The sequence below is a fragment of the [Lactobacillus] rogosae genome, assembly GCA_900112995.1.
Taxonomy (GTDB): domain Bacteria; phylum Bacillota; class Clostridia; order Lachnospirales; family Lachnospiraceae; genus Lachnospira; species Lachnospira rogosae.
Genome location: FONU01000025.1, coordinates 21,132 through 43,807, shown reverse-complemented (window position 1 = coordinate 43,807; position 22,676 = coordinate 21,132). Strand labels below are relative to the sequence as shown.

Sequence of the window (22,676 nt, the reverse complement as noted above, 5' to 3'; positions counted from 1 at the left end):
TTTTTAACTTTTTGTCCAATAGGGCGAACGCCCGACAGTCAAGGGAAGCAAAGCTTTCCTTGACGTGCACGGCGGGGTAAATTGGCAAAACAAGAGGAAAAATAAAAAAGAACCCAACAACCAGAAGAAACGAAAGGACAATTGAAAGATGAGCAAACAGACATGGAAACCCGGCAATATGTTATACCCAGTACCAGCAGTAATGGTTAGCTGTCGAAGAGAGGGTGAGAAGCCTAACATAATTACTGTTGCGTGGGCAGGAACAATATGTTCTGACCCTGCTATGGTGTCAATATCAGTGAGAAAGGAAAGATACAGCCATGATATTATAAAAGATTCAGGCGAATTTGTGGTCAATCTCACAACAAGAAAGTTATGCTATGCAACTGATTACTGCGGTGTTAAATCTGGAAGAAATACGGATAAATTCGCAGATATGCACCTTACACCACAGCAATCGGTTAAGATAGCTGCACCGGCAATAAAGGAAAGCCCTGTTAATATTGAATGTAAGGTTAAGGATATTATAGAACTTGGAAGCCACGATATGTTTATAGCGGAAGTTGTAGCTGTAAATGTAGATGAGAAGCTTCTTGACAGCAAGGGTGCATTAAGGCTTCAGGATGCTGACCTTATAGCATATTCACACGGACAGTATTACACACTGGGAGATAATATAGGCAAGTTTGGATACTCAGTTAAGAAGTAAAGGGTTTATTGCGTAGCACGGAACAATTTGTAGGTATCAAAGTCTGGGGCTTTTGACCCCGGCATCATAATAATGAACAGTTCATTATTATTTCACTATTTATAAGAAGTGTAAGACTTTACAAATAAGCATATGCGTGGTAGTATAAAATTTGTTACGAAAATGTTACAGAAATATTACGTCATTATATTATACGAATAATGACATTAAATATACTATTTGTTGGAGGAATGTATGACACGCATAACGAGATATGGTAGGGAGATGAGAACTACCTTTATCGCGACAATGTTTATTGCATGCCTTGTAATAGTGATAGGTATTCCATTTGTATCAAAGCAGATGTTTGATAATGAGGTGGGATATTACAGTATTTCTATTCAGGGTAATTATATTGGCGCTGCTAATACAGAAGACGAAGTCAATGTTGCACTGGCTGATGCAAGATTACAGCTCTGCAAAGAATTTGCAGATTATATATATATGGACTGCGATGTTAAGATAACAAAGCAGAGAAGAGCGATAGCGAAACGTATGACTACCAAGCAGTTACAGAATGCAATATACAGTTCATTATTTGACTGTATCGTTGATGTTGAAACACAGCTTGCTTATACTGTAAGGGTTGATGATAATATGGTAACTCTTGCTACTAAAGAAGAAGTTGAGGAGTTATTCAGAAAGATTATACAGCCATACAATGTAGCTGATGAGTTTGAACCTGTCATAAAGGCTGGAACATCGATTGATGAACAGTACACAATTGCTATCAATAAGAATGAGGAAGAGTCAGTTCAGGATACACAGATAGTTGCTTCATTCTTTGAAGATAATAATTCGGAAAATGGAACTAACAAGAAATCGCCTGACCAGCTTATGGGAATTGATTTTGCGGAAAATGTATCTGTTAACGCAGTAAGCGGGGATAAGGCAGATGTAGTGTCTGTACAGGAAGCTTATGACATTTTAACAAGAGAGAATAAATCCCAGGTATCTTATATAATAAAGGAAGGCGATACTCTTGAACAGATTGCCAAAGATTATCAGATGACTTTGGATGATCTGCTTAAGCTTAATGACATAGCTTCACAAAATGTGGTTGTTGTACCAGGCGATGAGATTGTGGTAACAGTACCGGATACGCAGATAACAGTGCTTACAACCAAGCAGCTCTCGTATGATGAGGACTACAAGGCGGAAGTGAGTTATATTGACGATAATAATAATTCAAGAGGGACTAATACAATTCTTGATGAGGGAACGTCAGGAAAAAGAACGGTGGTTGCTAATGTCACATATGCTAATGGCAGGGAAGTGGCAAGAGATATTGTAAAAGAGAATATAACAGAGGAGTCAAAGCCTGGGAAGATTGCAGTGGGAACCCTTACACAGACTGATTATATTAAGCCGGTGGCAGGAACTTTTGTTTCGGGTTATGGAACTGGAGAAGATACAGTTAATTACGGCGTTGACTGGACGTGTAGTGAAGGCATAACAGTTGTTGCAGCAAGAGCTGGTAAAGTTACAAGAGCAGGCTGGTATGGTGGATATGGTTACTGTGTTGATATACAGCATGAAGATGGAAGCCTGACAAGGTATGCTAATAACAGCAGACTTACTGTCAGTGTTGGAGAGCAGGTAAGTCAGGGTCAGCAGATAGCGTTAAGTGGAAGCACAGGCGATGTGACAAGTCCACGTCTGCATTTTGAAATATGGATTGATGGCACAAGGGTTAATCCTCTTAATTATGTTAATAAGAACTAGAATAAAACGTACAAAGGGTGTGGATATTTTCCATACCCTTTTTAAATCATAATAAAATGCGGATAAGACAGATTGACATAATGATATGGTGTGATATAATCATAAGGATATTGAAATATTTGAACATATGCCTTAATATATTTAAGGATAACGATAGAGTAATACCATAATTGTAACGGTATAGAATATGAGATTATGGTTAAGATATTTAGAGATTAGTAACTTTTTATGAATTAGTAAGTAGTGACAGAGGTGCGAATTATGGAACAGTATGTTGTCAAGGGAGGAGTGCCACTTCGTGGAGAGGTGTCCATAGGTGGAGCAAAGAATGCCGCACTTGGTATTCTGGCAGCAGCAATTATGACGGATGAGACCGTAACAATAGAGAATGTGCCTAATGTAAGAGACACAAGAGTGCTATTACAGGCAATAGAGGGCATAGGTGCAAAGGTTAAATATATATATAACAACACAGTTCAGATTAACGGGGGTTCAATAAGCGATCTTAATGTTGAATACGAATATATCAGAAAGATAAGAGCTTCTTATTATTTACTTGGGGCACTTCTTGGAAAGTATAAGGAGTCCAATGTGGCACTTCCGGGTGGCTGTAATATAGGAAGCAGACCAATAGACCAGCATTTAAAGGGCTTTAAGGCTCTTGGAGCAAAGGTAAATATTGACCACGGAGTTGTAAGTGCGAAGGCAGAAAATCTGGTTGGAGGTCATATTTATTTTGATGTTGTAACAGTTGGAGCAACAATTAATCTTATGATGGCATCGTGTATGGCTGAGGGAGAGACAATTCTGGAGAATGCGGCAAAAGAGCCACATATTGTAGATGTAGCGAACTTTCTTAATGCTATGGGTGCTAATATTAAAGGTGCAGGAACAGATGTTATAAGAATTAAGGGTGTGAACAGGCTTCACGGTTGCACATATTCAATAATACCTGACCAGATTGAAGCTGGTACATTTATGATGGCAGCAGCAGCCACAAGAGGAGACATTGTTATTAAAGATGTAATTCCAAAGCATCTTGAGTCAATAACAGCAAAGCTTCTTGAGATGGGCTGTAAGCTTGTTGAGGGCGATGACTGGATAAGAGTTATAGCTGAGGGTGAAGTGGGAAGCACTAATGTAAAGACGCTTCCGTATCCTGGTTTTCCTACAGATATGCAGCCTCAGATAGCGGTAGCACTTGCGCTTGCCAAGGGTTCTAGTATGGTTACGGAAAGCATATTTGAGAACAGATTCAAGTATGTTGATGAACTTAACAGAATGGGTGCTAAGATAAAGGTTGAAGGTAATACAGCATATATAGAAGGTGTGGAGAAGTTCACATCGGCTCAGTTATCTGCACCTGATTTAAGAGCCGGAGCGGCTCTTGTTATTGCTGCACTTGCGGCTGACGGAATTTCACAGATAGATGATATTGAATATATTCAGAGAGGTTATGAGGATTTTGAAGGTAAGCTCTCAGCACTTGGTGCAATTATTGCTAAAGTGGATTCAGAAAGAGAACTTCAGAAGTTCAAATTAAAGATTGGCTGATAATAATGGACTGCGGATATTTTTATGATATCTGTAGTTCATTTTATTTTTATATTTTTAATACTTTGTTATAATAATAGTGTGCTAATTTGTGGTATTATTATAAAGTGATTAATATATTTATATAATGATGTCCGATTTATAATAATAATGTTAAGATGTTATAACATTTGGATATTTAATATATAATATTTTATGTGCCGATGATGCACATTCTTTTTTATACACGATATTTAGAGAGAATACATATTTATAGCAAGAGGAATATATGAAATTAAGAGATAAGTTAAAGATTTCATTCTGTGTAATGATAGTACTTCCGGTTATTATGCTGTGTGTGTTTGTCGTAGGAATTTTCAAAATGCAGTCAGACAGCATATGCAAGACATATAATGTTGAAGGTGATACGGTGTTATTATATTTTTATTCGCCTATGACGTTGTTTGGAAGCATAACCGATGATGTGTATGAGCAGGTAAGAGAACAGGCAGAGACCGAACCAGAGAAGTTTAATAACAGAATATATCTAGAGGAGCTTAATGATACATTAAAAGAAAAGTTATCAAAGCTTGTTGTAAGAAAGAATAATAATGTTATATACAATTCGACAGGGTTAAGTTCAACAGAGCTTATTAATATACTTCCAGAGTATGAGATAGATGGAAGTAATATTGTAGATGTTGCAACATATAAAGGTGGAAGCTATCACAGCCTTATAAAGCAGGTTGATTTTACAGATGATTTCGGGAATACATATAGTGTATCAATACTAACTTCTGTTAAACAGAGTGTTCCACAGATAAGACATATGATTGTTGAGCTTATAGTAGTTATAATACTTATTCTTGCAATTACGAGCCTTATTCTTAATCTGTGGATATATAGTTCGATTATTAAGCCGGTTAATAAGCTTAAGCTTGCGACAGATAATATTAAAGAAGGTAATTTTGATTTTGAGATGCCCAAAGTACCTGATAATGAGATTGGAGATGTGTGCAAGGACTTTGAGGAAATGCGTCTTATATTAAAGAAGTCGTCAGAGGACAAGCTCCAGTCGGATAAAGAAGAGAAGGAACTTATAAGAAACATTTCCCACGACCTAAAGACACCTCTTACAGCAATCAAAGGATATGTAGAGGGCTTAAGGGATGGAATTGCAGATACACCTGAGAAGCAGGCAAAGTATGTTAAGACAATTGCTAATAAGGTTAATGATATGGATAAGCTAATAGATGAGCTTACTATATATTCAAGGCTTGATGCTAACAGGGTATTGTATACATTTGTTAAATTTGATGTGTCAGAATATTTTGATGACTGCTGTGATGAGATAGGAACAGAGCTTGATGCGGCAGGCATAGAGCTTAATTACAGAAATCATATTAAAGAGCCGGTCATAATTGCCGCTGACCCAGAGCAGTTAAAGAGAGTTATCAATAATATTATCAGCAACTCAGTTAAGTATATGGCTGAGGGGCGCAAGGGAAAGATAGATATAGATTTGTATGATGAGAGTGATTATGTACACATCATCATTGCAGATAATGGCAAGGGAATAGCTGGAAAAGATGTTTCGCATATATTTGAAAGGTTCTATAGAACTGATGAGTCGCGTAACTCGAAACAAGGAGGAAGCGGCATAGGTCTTGCGATTGTAAAGAAGATTGTCGAGGACCACAAAGGAAAGATATGGGCAGAGAGTGTTGAAGGAGAAGGCACTACAATGCATTTGAATTTACTCAAATATAATGTGCAGAACCCACAGCCTAAAGAATAACAGATTATAGAAAGATGAGGAATGAGATTATGAGCAAAGTATTAATAGTAGAAGACGAGGAAGCAATTGCAGATATTGAAAAGGATTATCTTGAATTAAGTGGATTTGAAGTAACAATATGCAAAGATGGTACAAGCGGACTTGCAGAAGCACTTGACGGAGAATATGACATCTGCATACTTGATGTTATGCTTCCGGGAATTGACGGATTTGAGATATGCAAGAAGGTAAGAGAGACTAAGAATATACCTATTATAATGGTATCAGCCAAGAAAGAAGATATTGATAAGATAAGAGGTCTTGGTGTAGGTGCTGATGATTATATGACTAAGCCATTTAGTCCAAGTGAACTTGTGGCAAGAGTTAAGGCTCACCTTTCAAGATATGAAAGACTTATTAACAGCTCGCAGCCAGAGAATGATATAATTGAAATACGTGGTATCAAGATTGATAAGACTGCAAGAAGAGTATTTGTTAATGGTGAGGAGAAGATATTTACAACAAAGGAATTCGATCTTCTTACATTCCTTGCTGAGCATCCTAATCATGTATATACTAAAGAAGAATTATTTAAGGAAATATGGGATATGGATTCTATCGGTGATATAGCTACAGTTACAGTTCATATTAAGAAGATAAGAGAAAAGATTGAACTTGATACAAGCAAGCCACAGTATATTGAAACAATATGGGGTGTTGGCTACAGATTTAAGTTATAATCAGTTAATGGGAGCCGTCAGGATGGATAACTCCCTGCGTTATGTAAGGAGTATTAACCATAAATTATCACATAAGTATATCATAATATAGAAAGAAGTGTTGAATATGATTATTGAGAAAGATTATTTTGATGCTGAGGAAGTTGATATTGCTAATGCAATGAATGATAAGTCAAGAGCACCTATAAGAAAGATACGTCTTGCAACAACTGATAGTAATAAGTATTATGCAAAGGCAATTCTTGTTGGAGATCAGGAAAATATTCTGTCAGGTGAAATAGTATTCAGACCGGATTCACAGGTTTCCAAGGAAGGTCTTGCTTTCAGTAAAGTCATTATAAAGGAAACAGCTGACGTTGAGGAATATTTTAAAAATCTTATCAGATTTGAAGGCTATAGAATTATAAGTGAGAAAGCTGACAGTGAGAATTTCAGGGCTGGATATGATGAATTATGTATGCAGGCTAATAAACTGTTATTTATGAAAAGTAAATAAACGGAAAGAGAATAGTTAAGATGTTAAATGTCATATATGAGGATAAAGATAAAATAATAGTTAATAAACCGGCAGGGCAGCTTTCGCAGAGTGCCAGAGGCTTTGATATGGATCTGGTAAGCGAAGTGCTTACATATAGAAAGAATAAGGGTGAGGAAGCCTATGCGGCAATTATTAACAGGCTTGACAGACCAGTATCAGGTCTTGTGCTTATAGCAAAGAACAAGAAAGAAGCGGCAAGGCTTTCAGCACTTATGCAAAGGGAATCTTTATGCAAGCAGTATCTGGTACTTGTATGTGGCAGACCTCATAGTGATACAGGCACATTTACAGATTATCTTTTAAAAAATGGCAAAGATAACACATCAAAGGTGGTATCAAAGGAACAGGCAGGAGCAAAAAAGGCTGTGCTTGAGTATAGCCTTATTGACTATGACGAGGAAAGAAATGTTTCACGCCTTTTGATTAATCTTATAACAGGACGACATCATCAGATACGTGTCCAGTTATCATCAAGGAATCTGCCCGTTGTTGGCGATGGCAAATATGGTGGAAACCCAGCGGTTAAGAAAGCAGAGGAGTACCATATTAAAAGGGGCTGTATAGCATTATGTGCTAAGAGCCTTACAGTTGATGGAAAGGTGTATGAAATTGAGCCTGAATTTTCAGGAGGAAAATAGAAAGACTAAAAACAGAGATTGGACAGCTCAGGAAAACAAGCAATCAATATAGAATTTTTTCAAGTATAATTTGTCGGTAATGTGGAATTATTTCATATATAGATGATGAATTATTACGGAGGAGATTGTATATTTTGCGTGATGAAAAGAGTGGTAAGACCAGAATAAAATTTCTTTTTGGAATAGCTGTTATAGTGGCGGCTGTATATATAAGCTTTAAGTATCTGATTGTGTATGTATGGCCATTTGTTATAGGTGTGTTTATAGCAGTTATACTTGAGAAGAAGGTAATATATCTGTCAGATAAGCTATACATAGGACTAGATAAGCTTTTAGGATGGAACAAAAGAATAACAATTAAGAAAAAGAAGTGTCAGGGGATTGCTGCAACGATTATTGTATCATTGATATTTGTTGTACTGCTGGCACTTTTTAGTTTTATAATTTTTAAGGGTGTAGATGAGTTCAGCAGGCTGTTAAGAAACCTTGATTATAACCTGATTGCGGTAAAGCAGCTCACAGCCAGAATGTGTTTTGATGCAGATGCATTTCTGGGACTGGAAGGAGGCTGTTGTCTTGAGTCACTTATTGCGTGTGGACATAAACTTATGAGCATAATGCCTGAGAAGATAATATTGATATCTGCTCCAGTTGTAAAAAATATTGTTATTATTGTGGGTGGAATTGTTGTATGCTTCATAGCAGTTATATATCTTGTGTCTGATTTGCAGAAGTTCAGGGATAATATAAGACAAGTAGTATTCTATGAAGAAATCCGTATGATATGGAAAGAAGTAAGAAGGCTTATAAATATTTATTTCAAAGTGCAGCTAAGAATTATGCTGATTAACTCTGGGTTATGTATGTTGGCATTTGCGATACTTAAGAATCCATACGCTATTGTGCTGGGAATTATTATAGGGATAATTGATGCACTTCCTGTATTCGGAACGGGTACTGTGCTTATTCCATGGATATTAATAAGCTTTCTTATAAGAAATTACAGATATGCGGTAATTTTGTTAATGGCATATATAATCACGTATTTTGTGCGTGAGATTATGGAGTCCAAGAGTATGGGCGACAGACTGGGAATATCACCATTTACAATGCTTGTGATAATATTCACTGGACTGCTTGTATATGGTGTGGCAGGGTTTATAACAGGACCGGTAAGTTATGTCATAATTAAGGCATTGGTTATAAGACTTAGGTGTGAAATGAGGATAGAGTAGGCATATAAAATATTTAAATAACGGATATCTGTGTTCTACTTGAAAATCCCTGCTGAAAATGTTAGACTATTACAGATTATGTGAGCTTTAATATGTGGATAACCTGTAGCATCTTTTATTGTGGGTTATCTGCTTAGATTACAGGCTTGCGGCACATTTAACAGGACGCGCAGACAGCGCAGGAAATGAGGTATATTTATGGCAGAGGATAAGAAGTTAGTAGAAGCGATTACTTCCATGGATGTAGACTTTGCACAGTGGTACACAGATGTATGTAAGAAGGCAGAGCTTATGTCATATTCAAGCGTTAAAGGATGTATGATATTTAAGCCGGCTGGATATGCAATCTGGGAGAATATAAAGAATGAAATGGATAGAAGATTCAAGGAAACAGGCGTAGAGAATGTATATCTTCCTATGTTTATTCCAGAAAGTCTTCTTGAGAAAGAAAAGGATCATGTAGAAGGATTTGCACCAGAGGTAGCCTGGGTTACTTATGGAGGACTTAATCCACTTCAGGAGAGAATGTGTGTAAGACCAACATCCGAGACACTTTTCTGTGATTTCTACAAGGATGAGATACAGTCTTACAGAGATTTACCAAAGGTATATAACCAGTGGTGTTCAGTTGTAAGATGGGAGAAAGAGACAAGACCATTCCTTCGTTCAAGAGAATTCTTATGGCAGGAAGGACATACAGCACACGCAACAGCAGAAGATGCAGAAGCACGTACACAGCAGATGCTTAATCTTTATGCTGACTTCTGTGAGGAAGTTCTTGCTATCCCGGTTATCAAGGGCCGCAAGACAGATAAAGAGAAGTTCGCTGGTGCAGAAGCTACTTATACTATCGAAGCACTTATGCACGATGGAAAGGCTTTACAGTCAGGAACAAGCCATAACTTTGGTGATGGATTTGCTAAGGCATTTGGTATACAGTATACAGATAAAGATAACAAGCTTAAGTATGTTCATCAGACATCATGGGGAACAACAACAAGACTTATCGGTGCTGTTATTATGACACACGGAGATAATTCAGGACTTGTGCTTCCACCTAAGGTTGCACCAGTTCAGGTTGATATTATTCCTATTATGCAGAAGAAGGAAGGTGTGCTTGATAAGGCATACGAAGTAAGAGATGCTATCAAGGCAGCAGGTCTTAGAGTTAAGGTTGATGATTCTGATAAGAATCCAGGCTGGAAGTTCTCAGAGCAGGAAATGCGTGGTATTCCAGTAAGAGTTGAGATGGGACCAAGAGATATTGAAGCTAATCAGGCTATCGTTGTACGCCGTGATACAAGAGAGAAGATTACAGTTGCAATTGATGAACTTGCAGTTAAGCTTCCGGAAATTCTTGACACTATCCAGAAAGATATGCTTGAGAGAGCAAGAGCACATAGGGATGCACATACATATGTAGCAGTTAACTATGATGAGTTCAAGGAAACAGCAGCTAATAAGCCAGGCTTTATCAAGGCTATGTGGTGCGGTGAGCAGGCTTGTGAAGATAAGATTAAAGAAGAGACAACTTGTACATCAAGATGTATGCCATTTGCACAGGAGCAGTTAAGCGATGTGTGCGTATGCTGTGGCAAGCCAGCTAAGAAGATGGTTTATTGGGGTAAGGCATACTAATTAAATGCAGCAATTCTGACATATCAGTGAACTGCATAGTAATGGGAGCAATCCGAGGGCATAAGTCAAGGGCAGAGTACCTTTTGCCTCTGACATTAATATATAAGATTATATAGAATACTGATAAGAATGGCAGACAATCCGTAAATACGGCTGGTTACCAGACTTGTCAGTATTTTTTACATTTATTTTATAAATATTAACACTGGATTTACGATTGCATACAAGCAGATTTTATAAACTCCCCATATATTATATATAGTCTTTAATTAAGCTGTTATCTGCAAAATACGTAGGGCAGACAGATTGATAAAGACCAGGCTGAAAATATAGAGGCAATTATTATTGTACAGGATAATGGCACATTTTCAGCAATATAAAATGTAAAGCTTGATATCGGGAGGAAACGATGAGAAGAATGAAGAAGGTTGCGGCAGCAACGTTAACAGCTATTATGGTAGCAAGTATTGCAATGGGAACAACTGAGAGCTGGGCAAGAAGTTCAACAAGAGCAGCGTGGAACAATGCTGCGGCACAGTCAAAGGACGAGGAGCAAATTGTCAATGATGCCTGTTATGCAGAAGATGGAAGCGTGACAGAGGAAAGAAATGTAAAGTCAAATGTATATGCTAACAGCGAGGAATGGGCAGCGTGGAAGACAAAGTGGGAATCAGTAAGAAATAACTTCTGTCAGATTGCACTTACACCGGGAGAAAATGCAACAAAGCTTAATGCAGCGTGGTATTCAACAACTGAGGGCGAGACACCTAAGATTAAGCTTATGGATTCAACAGGCAGAGAGATAAAGACATATGAGGGCGTGCAGTCGGTTGATACAGATGTTGAAACAGTAGTTGATAATGGAACAACTTATACATTATATCCTTGTAAAGTAACTGTTACAGATCTCACAGAAAATACTTCATATCAATATCAGTATTATGTCAACGGTGCTTGGTCAGATACATATAGTTATAAGACACAGTCTACAGAAAGCTTTTCAATAATGTATGTCGGCGACCCACAGATTGGTGCTTCAACTGGACAGATTAAGGGCGAGAATAAAGAGTATTTTGCGATGAATGACTCTTATAACTGGTATCACACACTTAATAATGCAGTCAGCAAGTTCCCTGATTTGAGCTTTATTATGTCAGCAGGTGACCAGATTAACCAGTCATCGGTTTCAAAGGATGCAGATAAGTTAGAACAGCAGATTGAATATGCAGGATTTCTTAATCCAACAGTATTAAGAAGCCTTCCGGTTGCTGTTACAATCGGTAACCACGATTCAAAGTCTGTTAATTATTCAAACCATTTTAATTATCCTAATAAGCAGACAAGCAGTGATAATACAGCTTCTAAGACAGCGGCAGGAACAGATTATTACTTTACATATGGCAACACTTTATTCATAAGCATAGATACTAACAATTACAATGTTACAACTCACGAAAATGTTATTAAAGAAGCGACTGAGAATAATCCAGATGCCAAATGGAGAGTTCTTATGTTCCATCAGGATATATATGGTTCAGGTTATGACCACTCAGATTCAGATGGTATAGTTCTTCGTACACAGCTTACTCCTGTAATTGATAAATATGATATTGATGCAGTCCTTCAGGGACACGACCATACATATTCAAGAACTTACCAGCTCACATCAGACAGCAAGGCACATAATTCATACACAGCAGCACCATCAACATCAAAGACTGATGAATTTAATGCCTATCTTACAGATAATTTATGTTATCAGCTTTCAACAGGGGAAAAAGATGGTTCAAAGGTTGTAGACCCTGAGGGAACAGTATATTTTGAGGCTAACTCAGCAACTGGTAGTAAGTATTATCAGCTTATAGGTACTAAGCAGAATTATATTGCCGCAAGATGTCAGAGCTGGAGACCTACATATTCAGTAATTGATATAACAGATACAACATTAACAGTAAGAACTTACGATGCGGCTACTAATGAAGAACTTGTGGCAGATGGTGGAGTAGCAACTGCTTATACAATTGTTAAGCAGGCTGATAAGAGTGCACTTACCAGTGAGGTTGCCAAGGCAGAGGCTTCTTTGGAAACAGCTAAGGCGGCAGGCAATTTTACAGAAGAGTCAGTAAATGCTCTTTCAGATACAATTGAGGCAGCTAAGGCAATTCTTGATAATGAGGAAAGCACAACAATGGATATTGCAAGTGCAGTTACATCACTTCAGGATGCAGTTAAAGCATTAAAGACAGCAGATAACAGCAGTGATAATGTTAATAACGGCACAGAAAATGGTGATAATGCGGCTGATAACAATGGCAATAATTCATCAGATAATAACGGTAACAACACATCAGACACAACAGGTTCTGGTAATGATAATGCGGATAATACGGCCGATTCTTCAATGGATAATGAAGGCACTCAGACAACAGATAACTCATCAGATGTAACAGCAGTTAATGAGAGCTCTGATAATTCCAATACAACCGTCAAGACAGGTGATATAAGCAGACCGGCAGTATATTACACAGCTGCAGGAATATCATTAATAGGAATTGCAGGAATTGTATTAGCAGACAGAAAAAAGAAACATATTAAATAATGGAGATATATAATGTCGGATAAAAAGAAATTCTTAATCCGTATTATAGTAATTATAGCCGGTCTTGCAGCATTTATAATAGCTGCTGACCGGCTTAAAGTTACAGATAAGGCGGAGATAGTAACAACTCTTGGTTATTCCTATGAAAGTGCCCGGGTTGTTGAGGTGGTGGAAGATAATCTTTCACCAGATGGAATAAGAGTCGGATACCAGATGTTAAAGGTTCAGCTTACATCAGGTGAGTATAAGGGGGAGATAGTCAATGCAACGAGTGCAGAGGGTAATCTTTTTGGAGCAGTGTGCCATAAGGGGGATTCTGTAGTTGTGCATATGAGCGTGTCAGGAGAGTCTAAAAATGTATCTGTCTATTCAAAGGACAGGATTATACAGATAGCTGTATTTGTTGGAATATTTCTGCTTCTAATATGTGTTATTGGTGGAAAGAATGGGGTTAAATCGGTTGTCGGGCTGGTGTTTACATTTGTTGCAATATTCAAGATATACATACCTCTTATATATAGAGGTTTTTCGCCATTTGCTGCGGCGGTAATTATTACAATAATAACGACAATTGTGACGATGTATCTTATAAGCGGTGCAACTATAAAGACATTTTGTGCAATTGCAGGTACGGTTCTTGGGGTATTGTTAGCGGGAGTCAGTGCGTGGCTGTTTGGCGTATGTGCGGATATTGACGGATATAATGTGTCTAATATAGAAACGCTTTCGTATGTGGGACAGCTTACAGATATTAAGATTGGTGGCCTGTTGTTCTCAGGAATATTAATAGCATCGTTAGGTGCGGTAATGGATGTTGCTATGTCGGTATCATCGGCGATAAGTGAGATACACGATAAAGCACCAGAGCTTAGTTCGGTGGAATTGTTTAAGAGTGGAATGAACGTGGGACGTGATATGATGGGAACTATGTCTAATACACTTATACTTGCATTTGTCGGAAGTGCAGTTAGCGAGCTTGTAATTAATTATGCGTATAACCTTCCATTCAGGCAGATTATTAATTCTTATAATATAGGAATAGAGATTATGCAGGGCGTGTCGGGAAGCATAGGTGTAATACTGACAGTTCCGGCAGTGGCAGCTATCACTGCATTTTTATGTAATAGGAAATTTCAATAGAATTCCCTGTTACATAAAAGGCACTATGTGCCAATCTGCACACTTGTGTGAAGCTGTAGTGTGTCGTAAGTGACCATATTTGGTGCGAGAATGTGCTTTGCACATTCTTTTTTTAAATATAAAGCAAGATAATATTAGTAATAAGAATAGGAAGTAATAAGGGCAGGAATATAATTCCATAAATTGAATACAATATAAATACAGCATAAAATTAAAACAATATATGAATTGCTTAGAACTCGTTGATGTATTAATAAAAGTATGTTATACTTTTAACAATAAATTAACGGACGTAATAACTAAATACGTTATAGGAATAATGGAGGGAAGCTTATGGCGAAATGGGTTTACAGATTTTCAGAAGGCAACGCTTCAATGCGGCCATTACTTGGTGGAAAAGGAGCTAATCTTGCAGAGATGACATGGCTTGGTATGCCAATTCCACAAGGTTTCACAGTTACAACAGAGGCCTGCACTGAATATTACAGACACGGAAAGCAGATTACAGATGAGATACAAGCTCAGATATTTGAAGCTATTGGCTGGCTTGAGGAGTATAACGGAAAGAAGTTCGGGGATACACAGGATCCTCTCTTAGTTTCTGTAAGATCAGGTGCAAGGGCATCTATGCCGGGTATGATGGATACAATACTTAATCTTGGACTTAATGATGTGGCAGTTGAGGGCTTTGCGGTTAAGACAGGTAACCCAAGATTTGCGTATGATTCATATAGAAGATTCATACAGATGTTCTCAGATGTTGTTATGGAAGTTCCTAAGTCATATTTTGAGAAGATTATAGATGAAGTTAAGGCTGATAAGGGTGTTGTATATGATACAGAGCTTACAGCAGATGATTTAAAAGAACTTATTGTAAGATTTAAGGCTGTATACAAGGAAGCTATGAAGGGTGAAGAGTTCCCACAGGATCCTAAGGTTCAGCTTATGGAAGCAGTTAAGGCAGTATTCCGTTCATGGGACAACCCTAGGGCAATTGTATACAGAAGAATGAATGATATTCCGGGCGACTGGGGAACAGCGGTTAATGTACAGACTATGGTATTTGGTAATAAGGGTGATACATCAGGAACTGGTGTAGCATTTACAAGAAATCCATCTACAGGTGCTAAGGGAATATACGGAGAATATCTTATCAATGCACAGGGCGAGGACGTAGTTGCTGGTGTCAGAACACCTCAGCCAATAACACAGCTTGAGAAAGACCTTCCAGAGTGTTATTCACAGTTTATGGAACTTGCAATGAAGCTTGAGAACCACTACAAAGATATGCAGGATATGGAATTTACTATAGAAGAAGGCAAATTGTATTTCTTGCAGACACGTAACGGCAAGAGAACTGCACAGGCGGCTATCCAGATTGCGTGTGATCTTGTAGATGAGGGAATGATAACACCTAAAGAAGCAGTAATGAGAATAGAAGCTAAGTCTTTAGACCAGTTATTACACCCAATGTTTGATACTGATGCACTTAAGGCAGGGGAAGTTATTGGAGAAGCACTTCCAGCATCTCCTGGAGCTGCCGCAGGTAAAGTAGTATTTACAGCCGAAGAAGCCAAGGAACTTGGAAAAGGCGGCAAGGGAGAAAGAGTTATCCTTGTAAGACTTGAGACATCTCCAGAGGATATAGAAGGTATGCACGCTTCACAGGGCATACTTACAGTAAGGGGAGGTATGACATCACACGCTGCTGTAGTTGCAAGAGGTATGGGTACTTGTTGTGTTTCAGGCTGTGGAGCAATATCTATAGACGAGGAAGCTAAGCAGTTTACACTTGGTGGATATACATTTACAGATGGGGATTATATATCACTTGATGGTTCAACAGGTAAGATATACAAAGGCGATATTAAGACAGTGGAAGCTACTGTAAGTGGTAATTTTGGAAGAATTATGGCTTGGGCTGATGAATATAGAAAGCTTGGTGTAAGAACTAACGCAGATACACCAGCAGATACTAAGAATGCTGTAAGGCTTGGTGCTGAGGGAATAGGACTTTGCCGTACAGAGCATATGTTCTTTGGTGAAGACAGAATTCCTAAGTTCAGAAGAATGATTCTTTCTGATACAGTGGAGAAGAGAGTAGAAGCATTAAAGCCAATTGGTGAGTTCCAGAAGGCAGATTTCAAGGCTATGTATGAAGCACTTGAAGGCAGGCCAATGACTGTAAGATACCTTGATCCACCTCTTCACGAATTCGTGCCAACAGAGGAAGAAGATATTAAGGCACTTGCAGATGATATGGGACTTACAGTAGAAGAAGTTAAAGCAAAATGTGAGGCACTTCACGAGTTCAATCCAATGATGGGACATAGAGGCTGCCGTCTTGCAGTAACATATCCAGAGATTGCAAGAATGCAGACAAGAGCAGTAATGGAAGCTGCGATTGAAGTTTCAGAAGAAAAAGGCTATGAGATTACACCAGAGATAATGATACCTCTTGTGGGCGAGAAGAAAGAATTAAAGTTCGTTAAAGATGTTGTAATAGAAGAAGCGGAAGCTGTTAAGAAAGAAAAGAATTCAGATATCAAGTATAAGATTGGTACAATGATAGAAATTCCAAGAGCGGCACTTCTTGCTGATGAGATTGCAGAAGAAGCAGAGTTCTTCTCATTTGGTACTAATGATCTTACACAGATGACTTTTGGATTTTCAAGAGATGATGCAGGAAAGTTCCTTGACTCATATTATAAGAGCAAGATATATGAGTCAGATCCATTTGCAAGATTAGACCAGAATGGTGTAGGACAGCTTGTTAAAATGGCAGTTGCCAACGGAAGAAAGACAAGACCAGCACTTAAGTGCGGAATATGCGGAGAGCACGGTGGAGATCCATCAAGCATAGAATTCTGTCATAAGGCAGGACTTGATTATGTAAGCTGTTCACCATTCAGAGTGCCTATTGCAAGACTTGCAGCAGCACAGGCAGCAATTGCCAGCGAATTGCAGAATGACAGCGAAGGTGACACTAATGCCGCGGCTAAGGAAGGCATAGATACAGATGAGCTTAAGGAGAAAGCTAAGAAAGCTGCTAACGAAGCCGCCAAGGTAGGCAGGGAAGTAGCTAAAGAGGCTGTCAAGGTGGGTAAGGAAGCCGCCAAGGCCGGTAAAGAGGTAGCATTTGCAGGGGTGGCTGGACTTAAAGCAGGAATAGCAGAAGCGAAGAAGGCTTATAAAGAGAATAAGAATAAAGATAACTAGGTCGGATTATTTACACAGGTATTGGTGTGATTGTGTTATCATAATAGTAAAAGAGCTAATCATTAATATGCAGGCATAGCTTTGTGGCATATAATGGTTAGCTCTTTACATTTTAAAAGATATGGCTGAATTTATATTTGAAATAATAATATGGTATAAAAATTAAATTAAAGTTGGATTTTTAAGGTAGGCGAAAAGCCAAACCTGTGTTATATTATAGAACATATAAGCTGAATATATATTTAGAATGTGAGGATAGATATTACTATGGCTAAATTTACAAAAAGAGCTATAATGTTAAGCCTTTTAAAATTACTAAAGCAGAAATCAGTTGATAAAGTTACGGTTAAAGATATATGTGATGAGTGTGAAATTAACAGAAACACATTTTATTATTATTTTAAGGATATATACGATGTTCTCAATAACATATTTATGGAAGAGATTGAGAAGAATTTAAGAGAAGCTGGAAGTAATGGTTCATTTTATGAGGAGTACAGCAGGGCTGCGGCGATACTTGTGGAGTATAAGGACGTTGTGATACACGTCTATAATTCCAGGAACCGCGATATTATTACCAATTATCTTGAAAAGATGACCGCTGAGGTAGTAAGAAGTTATATTGCGGCTAAGAGTGAGGGCGAGAATATCTCAGAAAAGGATCTGGAATTCATGTCGTATTTTTATGGCTATGCGATAATCGGAAGTACATATAAATGGATAGAAAGTGGTATGCAGGCTGATTTTGAGCATTTTATAGCAAGAATTTCTGAGTCAATAGATGCAACACTTCCAGTTATGATTTCAAAAGCTAAAGCAAATAGTAACTAACATTTATAAAAATTTCATTTTCAGACAGATTGAGGGAAGTGTACGAATTTAGGTACACTTCCCTCAATCTGTCTGTATTAATTGATATGAAAATGAGTTATCCTAACTTTAAGTTAAAGAATTCACAAAGATATTTAAGAAAGGAGGCAGCATTATGAATGGCATAAAGAACTTTAAGAATATGTACAGTATTCTTACAATATGTCTTATTCTTGTTGGGGCTGTACTTCTTATAGCACCGGGAATTGCGTTAGATGTTGTGTGTATAATATTCGGGATATATATGATAATATACGGCGCAGTCAAGATTATGGGATATTTTGCAAAAGATGCTTACCAGCTTGCATTCCAGTTCGATCTGGCACTTGGTATAGTTATTGCAATTGTGGGAATTGTATTTGTGTGCAGGACAGCAAGAGTGGTGCAGTTGTTATCAACCTGTATAGGAATTGTAATGCTTGTAGATGCGACATTTAAAATACAGACATCTATAGATTCCAAAAGATTTGGAATAAGCCGCTGGTGGCTGATGCTTATACTGGCAGTTATTGTAGCTGCGATTGGCATATTGCTTATATTAATGCCGGGTGAGACAACAAGGCTTATGGTAAGGCTTATAGGGCTTAATCTGTGTATGGATGGAATTCTTAATCTTGTTATCGTGATAGATACGGTTAAGACAGACAAAGCATTAAGGCAGTGATTATATAGATAATTAACGCAGTAGTTAACAATTGGAATATTAATAAATAATTAATACAGATCATAAGAGTTTATACAATAAAGAAGAAATTAAAAGCGACAGGAGTTGAAAAAAATGGGAACAATTACACATAAAGCAGGAAGAGTAGCCGTAGGAAAAGCAGCAGATGTTGTTATTAAAAATCTTGATAAAGATAGAGAAAAAGAGATATTAAAGCTTGTCGATTTTATGGAAAAATATATGGATGGTGAGAAGCTTGATGTTGATTTTGACAGCGTGAGAAAGAAAATCAAAGATAAGGACAGTGCACTTAATAAGTATATTAATAAGGCATTAGATGAGATAGACCCTGGCGTATTAAAGACTATGGTGCTTAATCTTGGATTTGAGGCATTCTTAAATGGAACTAAGACAATAAGAAAGATGAGAGAAAAGTATAACTGTAATGTTCCTTGGCTCATTCTTATGGATCCTACAAGTGCCTGCAACCTTCATTGTACAGGCTGCTGGGCGGCAGAATATGGCAACAGGCTTAATCTTACATTTGACGAAATGGACAGTGTTGTAACACAGGGCAAGGAGTTAGGAATATATCTTTATATGTTTACAGGCGGTGAACCACTTGTAAGAAAGAGCGACATAATAAAGTTATGTGAGAAGCATAATGACTGTGCATTTCTTTCATTTACTAATGGAACACTTGTTGATGAAGCATTTTGTCAGGAGATGAAAAGAGTAGGCAATCTTTATCTTGCAATAAGTCTTGAGGGATTTGAAGCAGTCAATGACTTAAGACGTGGCGATGGCGTATATGGCAAGGTTATGAATGCAATGGATCTTTTAAAGAAAAATGGTCTTGTATTCGGTACTTCAATATGCTACACATCTAAGAATACAGAAACAGTAACAAGTGATGAATTCATACAGCTTATGGTAGATAAGGGCTGCCGTTATGCAATGTATTTCCATTATATGCCAGTTGGAAATGATGCTTCAGTTGAATTGCTTCCAACACCAGAGCAGAGAATATATATGAAAGACCGCATAAGACAGATAAGAAGTCTTACAACAGGACAGGGCTTATTTACATTTGATTTCCAGAATGATGGTGAGTTCGTTGGTGGCTGTATAGCAGGCGGAAGAAACTATTTCCACATTAATGCAAATGGTGATGCAGAGCCTTGTGTATTTATTCATTATTCAGGTGCGAATATAAGAACTAATACATTACTTGAGATACTTAACCAGCCATTATTTATGGCGTATAGAAAGAACCAGCCATTTAATAAGAATCATTTAAGACCTTGTCCTATGCTTGAAAATCCTGAGATTTTACAGAAAATGGTCAAGGAAACAGGTGCTAAATCAACAGATTTACAGTCGCCAGAGACAGCAGAGCATCTTTGCAGCAAATGTGTTCCATATGCCAATGCGTGGAAGCCATATGCTGATAAGATATGGAGTGAAACTCCTGTAAAGAAGAGTAGCTATGAGAATTATGGACATTGTTGATTGCAGGTCAGCAGATATGTGAAAGGAGAAGCTTATGAGTAAGAAGTCAATCGGAAGCAGGACATTAAAGGCGGGAGCAGCACTCCTTGCAGTAGGAGCAGGAGTTGCGGCTATTAATGCAAAGAATAAGAACGGTACAGAGAAGAAAGAGATAAAAGAAATACAGAAGAAAGAATACGAGCAGTACAGAAATACTGAGCGTGGTAAATATGATAAGAACAGCAAGGGTATATATTACTCAAATGGTAATTATGAAGCATTTGCAAGACCAGAAAAGCCAGAGGGCGTTGATGCTAAGTCAGCATATATTGTAGGTAGCGGACTTGCCTCACTTGCAGCAGCTTGTTTCCTTGTAAGAGATGGACAGATGAAGGGAAGCCATATTCACATTCTTGAAGCTATGGATATAGCTGGTGGTGCGTGCGATGGCATTAATGATCCAACAAGAGGGTATGTAATGCGTGGCGGTAGAGAGATGGAGAATCATTTTGAGTGCCTTTGGGATTTGTTCAGAAGTATTCCATCATTAGAGAAGCCGGGTGCATCAGTGCTTGATGAGTATTATTGGCTTAATAAGCACGACCCTAACTATTCACTTTGCAGGGCAACAGTTAATCAGGGTGAAGATGCACATACAGATGGCAAATTCAATTTAAGCCAGAAGGGCTGTATGGAGATAATGAAATTGTTCTTCACTAAAGATGAAGATTTGTATGACAAGAAGATTGAGGATTTCTTTGATGAAGAAGTGTTTGACTCGGATTTCTGGCTCTACTGGAGAACAATGTTTGCATTTGAGAACTGGCACAGTGCGTTAGAGATGAAGCTTTATATCCAGAGATTTATTCATCATATAGGCGGACTTCCAGATTTCTCAGCACTCAAATTCACTAAGTATAACCAGTATGAATCACTTATCCTGCCTATGCAGAAGTATCTTGAGGCAGCAGGTGTTAAGTTCCAGTTCAATACAAGGGTGGAAAATGTTATATTTGAGTTCAAGGATGGCAAGAAGATTGCCAGGACAATAGAGTGCAATGTCAAGGGTAAGGAAGAAACAATTGAGCTTACAGAGAATGACCTTGTGTTTGTAACTAACGGAAGCTGTACAGAGAGTACAATCTATGGTGACCATACTCACGCACCTGTAGGAGATGCAGAGGTAAGAACAAGCGGCTGCTGGAGTCTTTGGAAGAATATTGCAAAGCAGGATCCATCATTTGGACACCCAGAAAAGTTCTGTGGCAATGTATCTAAGTCTAACTGGGAGTCAGCTACAGTTACAACAAGTGATGAAAAGATTATCGATCATATTAAGAAGATATGTAAAAGAGACCCTAGAACAGGAAATGTTGTTACAGGCGGTATCGTAAGCTGTAAGGATTCAAGCTGGCTTCTTAGCTGGACAATTAACAGACAGGGACAGTTCAAGGAACAGAAGAAAGATGAAGTATGCGTATGGGTATACAGCTTATTTACAGATGTAGCTGGTGATTATGTCAAGAAGCCTATGAAAGAGTGTACTGGTCAAGAGATTACAGCAGAGTGGTTATACCATATTGGAATACCAGTAGATGAAATAGATGAACTTGCTAAGAACCACTGCAATACAACACCTACGATGATGCCTTATATCACAGCATTCTTTATGCCAAGAAGAAAAGGTGACAGACCAGACGTTATACCAGATGGCTGTGTGAACTTTGCATTCCTTGGACAGTTTGCTGAGACACCAAGAGATACTATATTCACAACAGAATATTCAGTAAGAACAGCTATGGAGGCTGTATACGGACTTCTTGGCGTAGACAGGGGCGTTCCAGAAGTATGGGGAAGCGTATATGATGTAAGAGATCTCTTAGATGCTTCAGTTAAGCTTATGGACGGCAAGTCACCTCTTGAAATAGAACTTCCTGGCGTGCTTGATAACATTAAGAAACCACTACTTAGAAGGATAAAGGGAACTGTAATTGAAAAGGTTCTTAAAGACCATAATGTTATTAAGGATTATATGAAGTATTAATATAAGCGATAGTTGTCTGATAAATACGATGTTTTAAGATAACATAGTGTTTAAAAATGCAGCATTTTAAAATAGTG

16 protein-coding genes are annotated in these 22,676 nt (G+C 38.0%); all 16 read left to right on the top strand.

Going from position 1 to position 22,676, the window contains the following annotated elements; genetic code table 11:
• Window positions 1-148: 148 nt before the first annotated feature.
• The 16 genes from BM157_RS11030 to BM157_RS10955 all read left to right on the top strand — a co-directional run bounded on the left by BM157_RS11030 (window position 149) and on the right by BM157_RS10955 (window position 22,599).
• Entirely contained in the window at window positions 149-709 is a 561-nt protein-coding gene (locus tag BM157_RS11030) for a flavin reductase family protein (RefSeq protein WP_022502347.1), read from the top strand.
• A gap of 234 nt (window positions 710-943) precedes the next feature.
• Window positions 944-2,473 carry a peptidoglycan DD-metalloendopeptidase family protein gene (locus BM157_RS11025; RefSeq protein WP_090141163.1) on the top strand — a complete coding sequence of 510 codons (1,530 nt, stop codon included), beginning with the start codon at window positions 944-946 and terminating at the stop codon, window positions 2,471-2,473.
• A gap of 261 nt (window positions 2,474-2,734) precedes the next feature.
• Window positions 2,735-4,027 carry a UDP-N-acetylglucosamine 1-carboxyvinyltransferase gene (locus tag BM157_RS11020; protein ID WP_022502349.1) on the top strand — a complete coding sequence of 431 codons (1,293 nt, stop codon included), beginning with the start codon at window positions 2,735-2,737 and terminating at the stop codon, window positions 4,025-4,027.
• A gap of 268 nt (window positions 4,028-4,295) precedes the next feature.
• Window positions 4,296-5,804: a HAMP domain-containing sensor histidine kinase gene (locus BM157_RS11015; protein ID WP_055306910.1), complete on the top strand. Its 1,509-nt coding sequence runs from the start codon at window positions 4,296-4,298 to the stop codon at window positions 5,802-5,804.
• A gap of 29 nt (window positions 5,805-5,833) precedes the next feature.
• Window positions 5,834-6,523 carry a response regulator transcription factor gene (locus tag BM157_RS11010; protein ID WP_022502351.1) on the top strand — a complete coding sequence of 230 codons (690 nt, stop codon included), beginning with the start codon at window positions 5,834-5,836 and terminating at the stop codon, window positions 6,521-6,523.
• Between the two features lie 106 nt (window positions 6,524-6,629).
• Window positions 6,630-7,019: a hypothetical protein gene (locus BM157_RS11005; protein WP_090141161.1), complete on the top strand. Its 390-nt coding sequence runs from the start codon at window positions 6,630-6,632 to the stop codon at window positions 7,017-7,019.
• A gap of 20 nt (window positions 7,020-7,039) precedes the next feature.
• The gene (locus BM157_RS11000; protein WP_055176849.1) at window positions 7,040-7,699 is read left to right on the top strand and encodes an RluA family pseudouridine synthase; all 660 of its coding nucleotides are present in this window, start codon (window positions 7,040-7,042) and stop codon (window positions 7,697-7,699) included.
• Between the two features lie 134 nt (window positions 7,700-7,833).
• On the top strand, window positions 7,834-8,934 hold the full coding sequence (locus BM157_RS10995) for an AI-2E family transporter (RefSeq protein WP_318255947.1): 1,101 nt from the start codon (window positions 7,834-7,836) through the stop codon (window positions 8,932-8,934).
• A 198-nt stretch (window positions 8,935-9,132) separates the two neighbouring features.
• Window positions 9,133-10,572: a proline--tRNA ligase gene (proS, locus tag BM157_RS10990; RefSeq protein ID WP_022502355.1), complete on the top strand. Its 1,440-nt coding sequence runs from the start codon at window positions 9,133-9,135 to the stop codon at window positions 10,570-10,572.
• Between the two features lie 409 nt (window positions 10,573-10,981).
• The gene (locus BM157_RS10985; protein ID WP_090141157.1) at window positions 10,982-13,171 is read left to right on the top strand and encodes a purple acid phosphatase family protein; all 2,190 of its coding nucleotides are present in this window, start codon (window positions 10,982-10,984) and stop codon (window positions 13,169-13,171) included.
• 12 nt (window positions 13,172-13,183) lie between these two features.
• Window positions 13,184-14,311, top strand: coding sequence for a YibE/F family protein (locus tag BM157_RS10980; RefSeq protein ID WP_090141155.1), 1,128 nt, complete (start codon window positions 13,184-13,186; stop codon window positions 14,309-14,311).
• Between the two features lie 333 nt (window positions 14,312-14,644).
• Entirely contained in the window at window positions 14,645-17,530 is a 2,886-nt protein-coding gene (ppdK, locus tag BM157_RS10975; RefSeq protein ID WP_090141153.1) for a pyruvate, phosphate dikinase, read from the top strand.
• 267 nt (window positions 17,531-17,797) lie between these two features.
• A complete protein-coding gene (locus BM157_RS10970; protein WP_022502357.1) occupies window positions 17,798-18,361 on the top strand; it encodes a TetR-like C-terminal domain-containing protein in 564 nt (187 codons plus the stop codon).
• A 154-nt stretch (window positions 18,362-18,515) separates the two neighbouring features.
• The gene (locus BM157_RS10965; RefSeq protein WP_022502358.1) at window positions 18,516-19,064 is read left to right on the top strand and encodes an HdeD family acid-resistance protein; all 549 of its coding nucleotides are present in this window, start codon (window positions 18,516-18,518) and stop codon (window positions 19,062-19,064) included.
• A gap of 114 nt (window positions 19,065-19,178) precedes the next feature.
• Entirely contained in the window at window positions 19,179-20,576 is a 1,398-nt protein-coding gene (locus tag BM157_RS10960) for a radical SAM protein (RefSeq protein WP_022502359.1), read from the top strand.
• A gap of 34 nt (window positions 20,577-20,610) precedes the next feature.
• A complete protein-coding gene (locus BM157_RS10955) occupies window positions 20,611-22,599 on the top strand; it encodes an oleate hydratase (RefSeq protein ID WP_055306907.1) in 1,989 nt (662 codons plus the stop codon).
• Window positions 22,600-22,676: the final 77 nt, after the last annotated feature.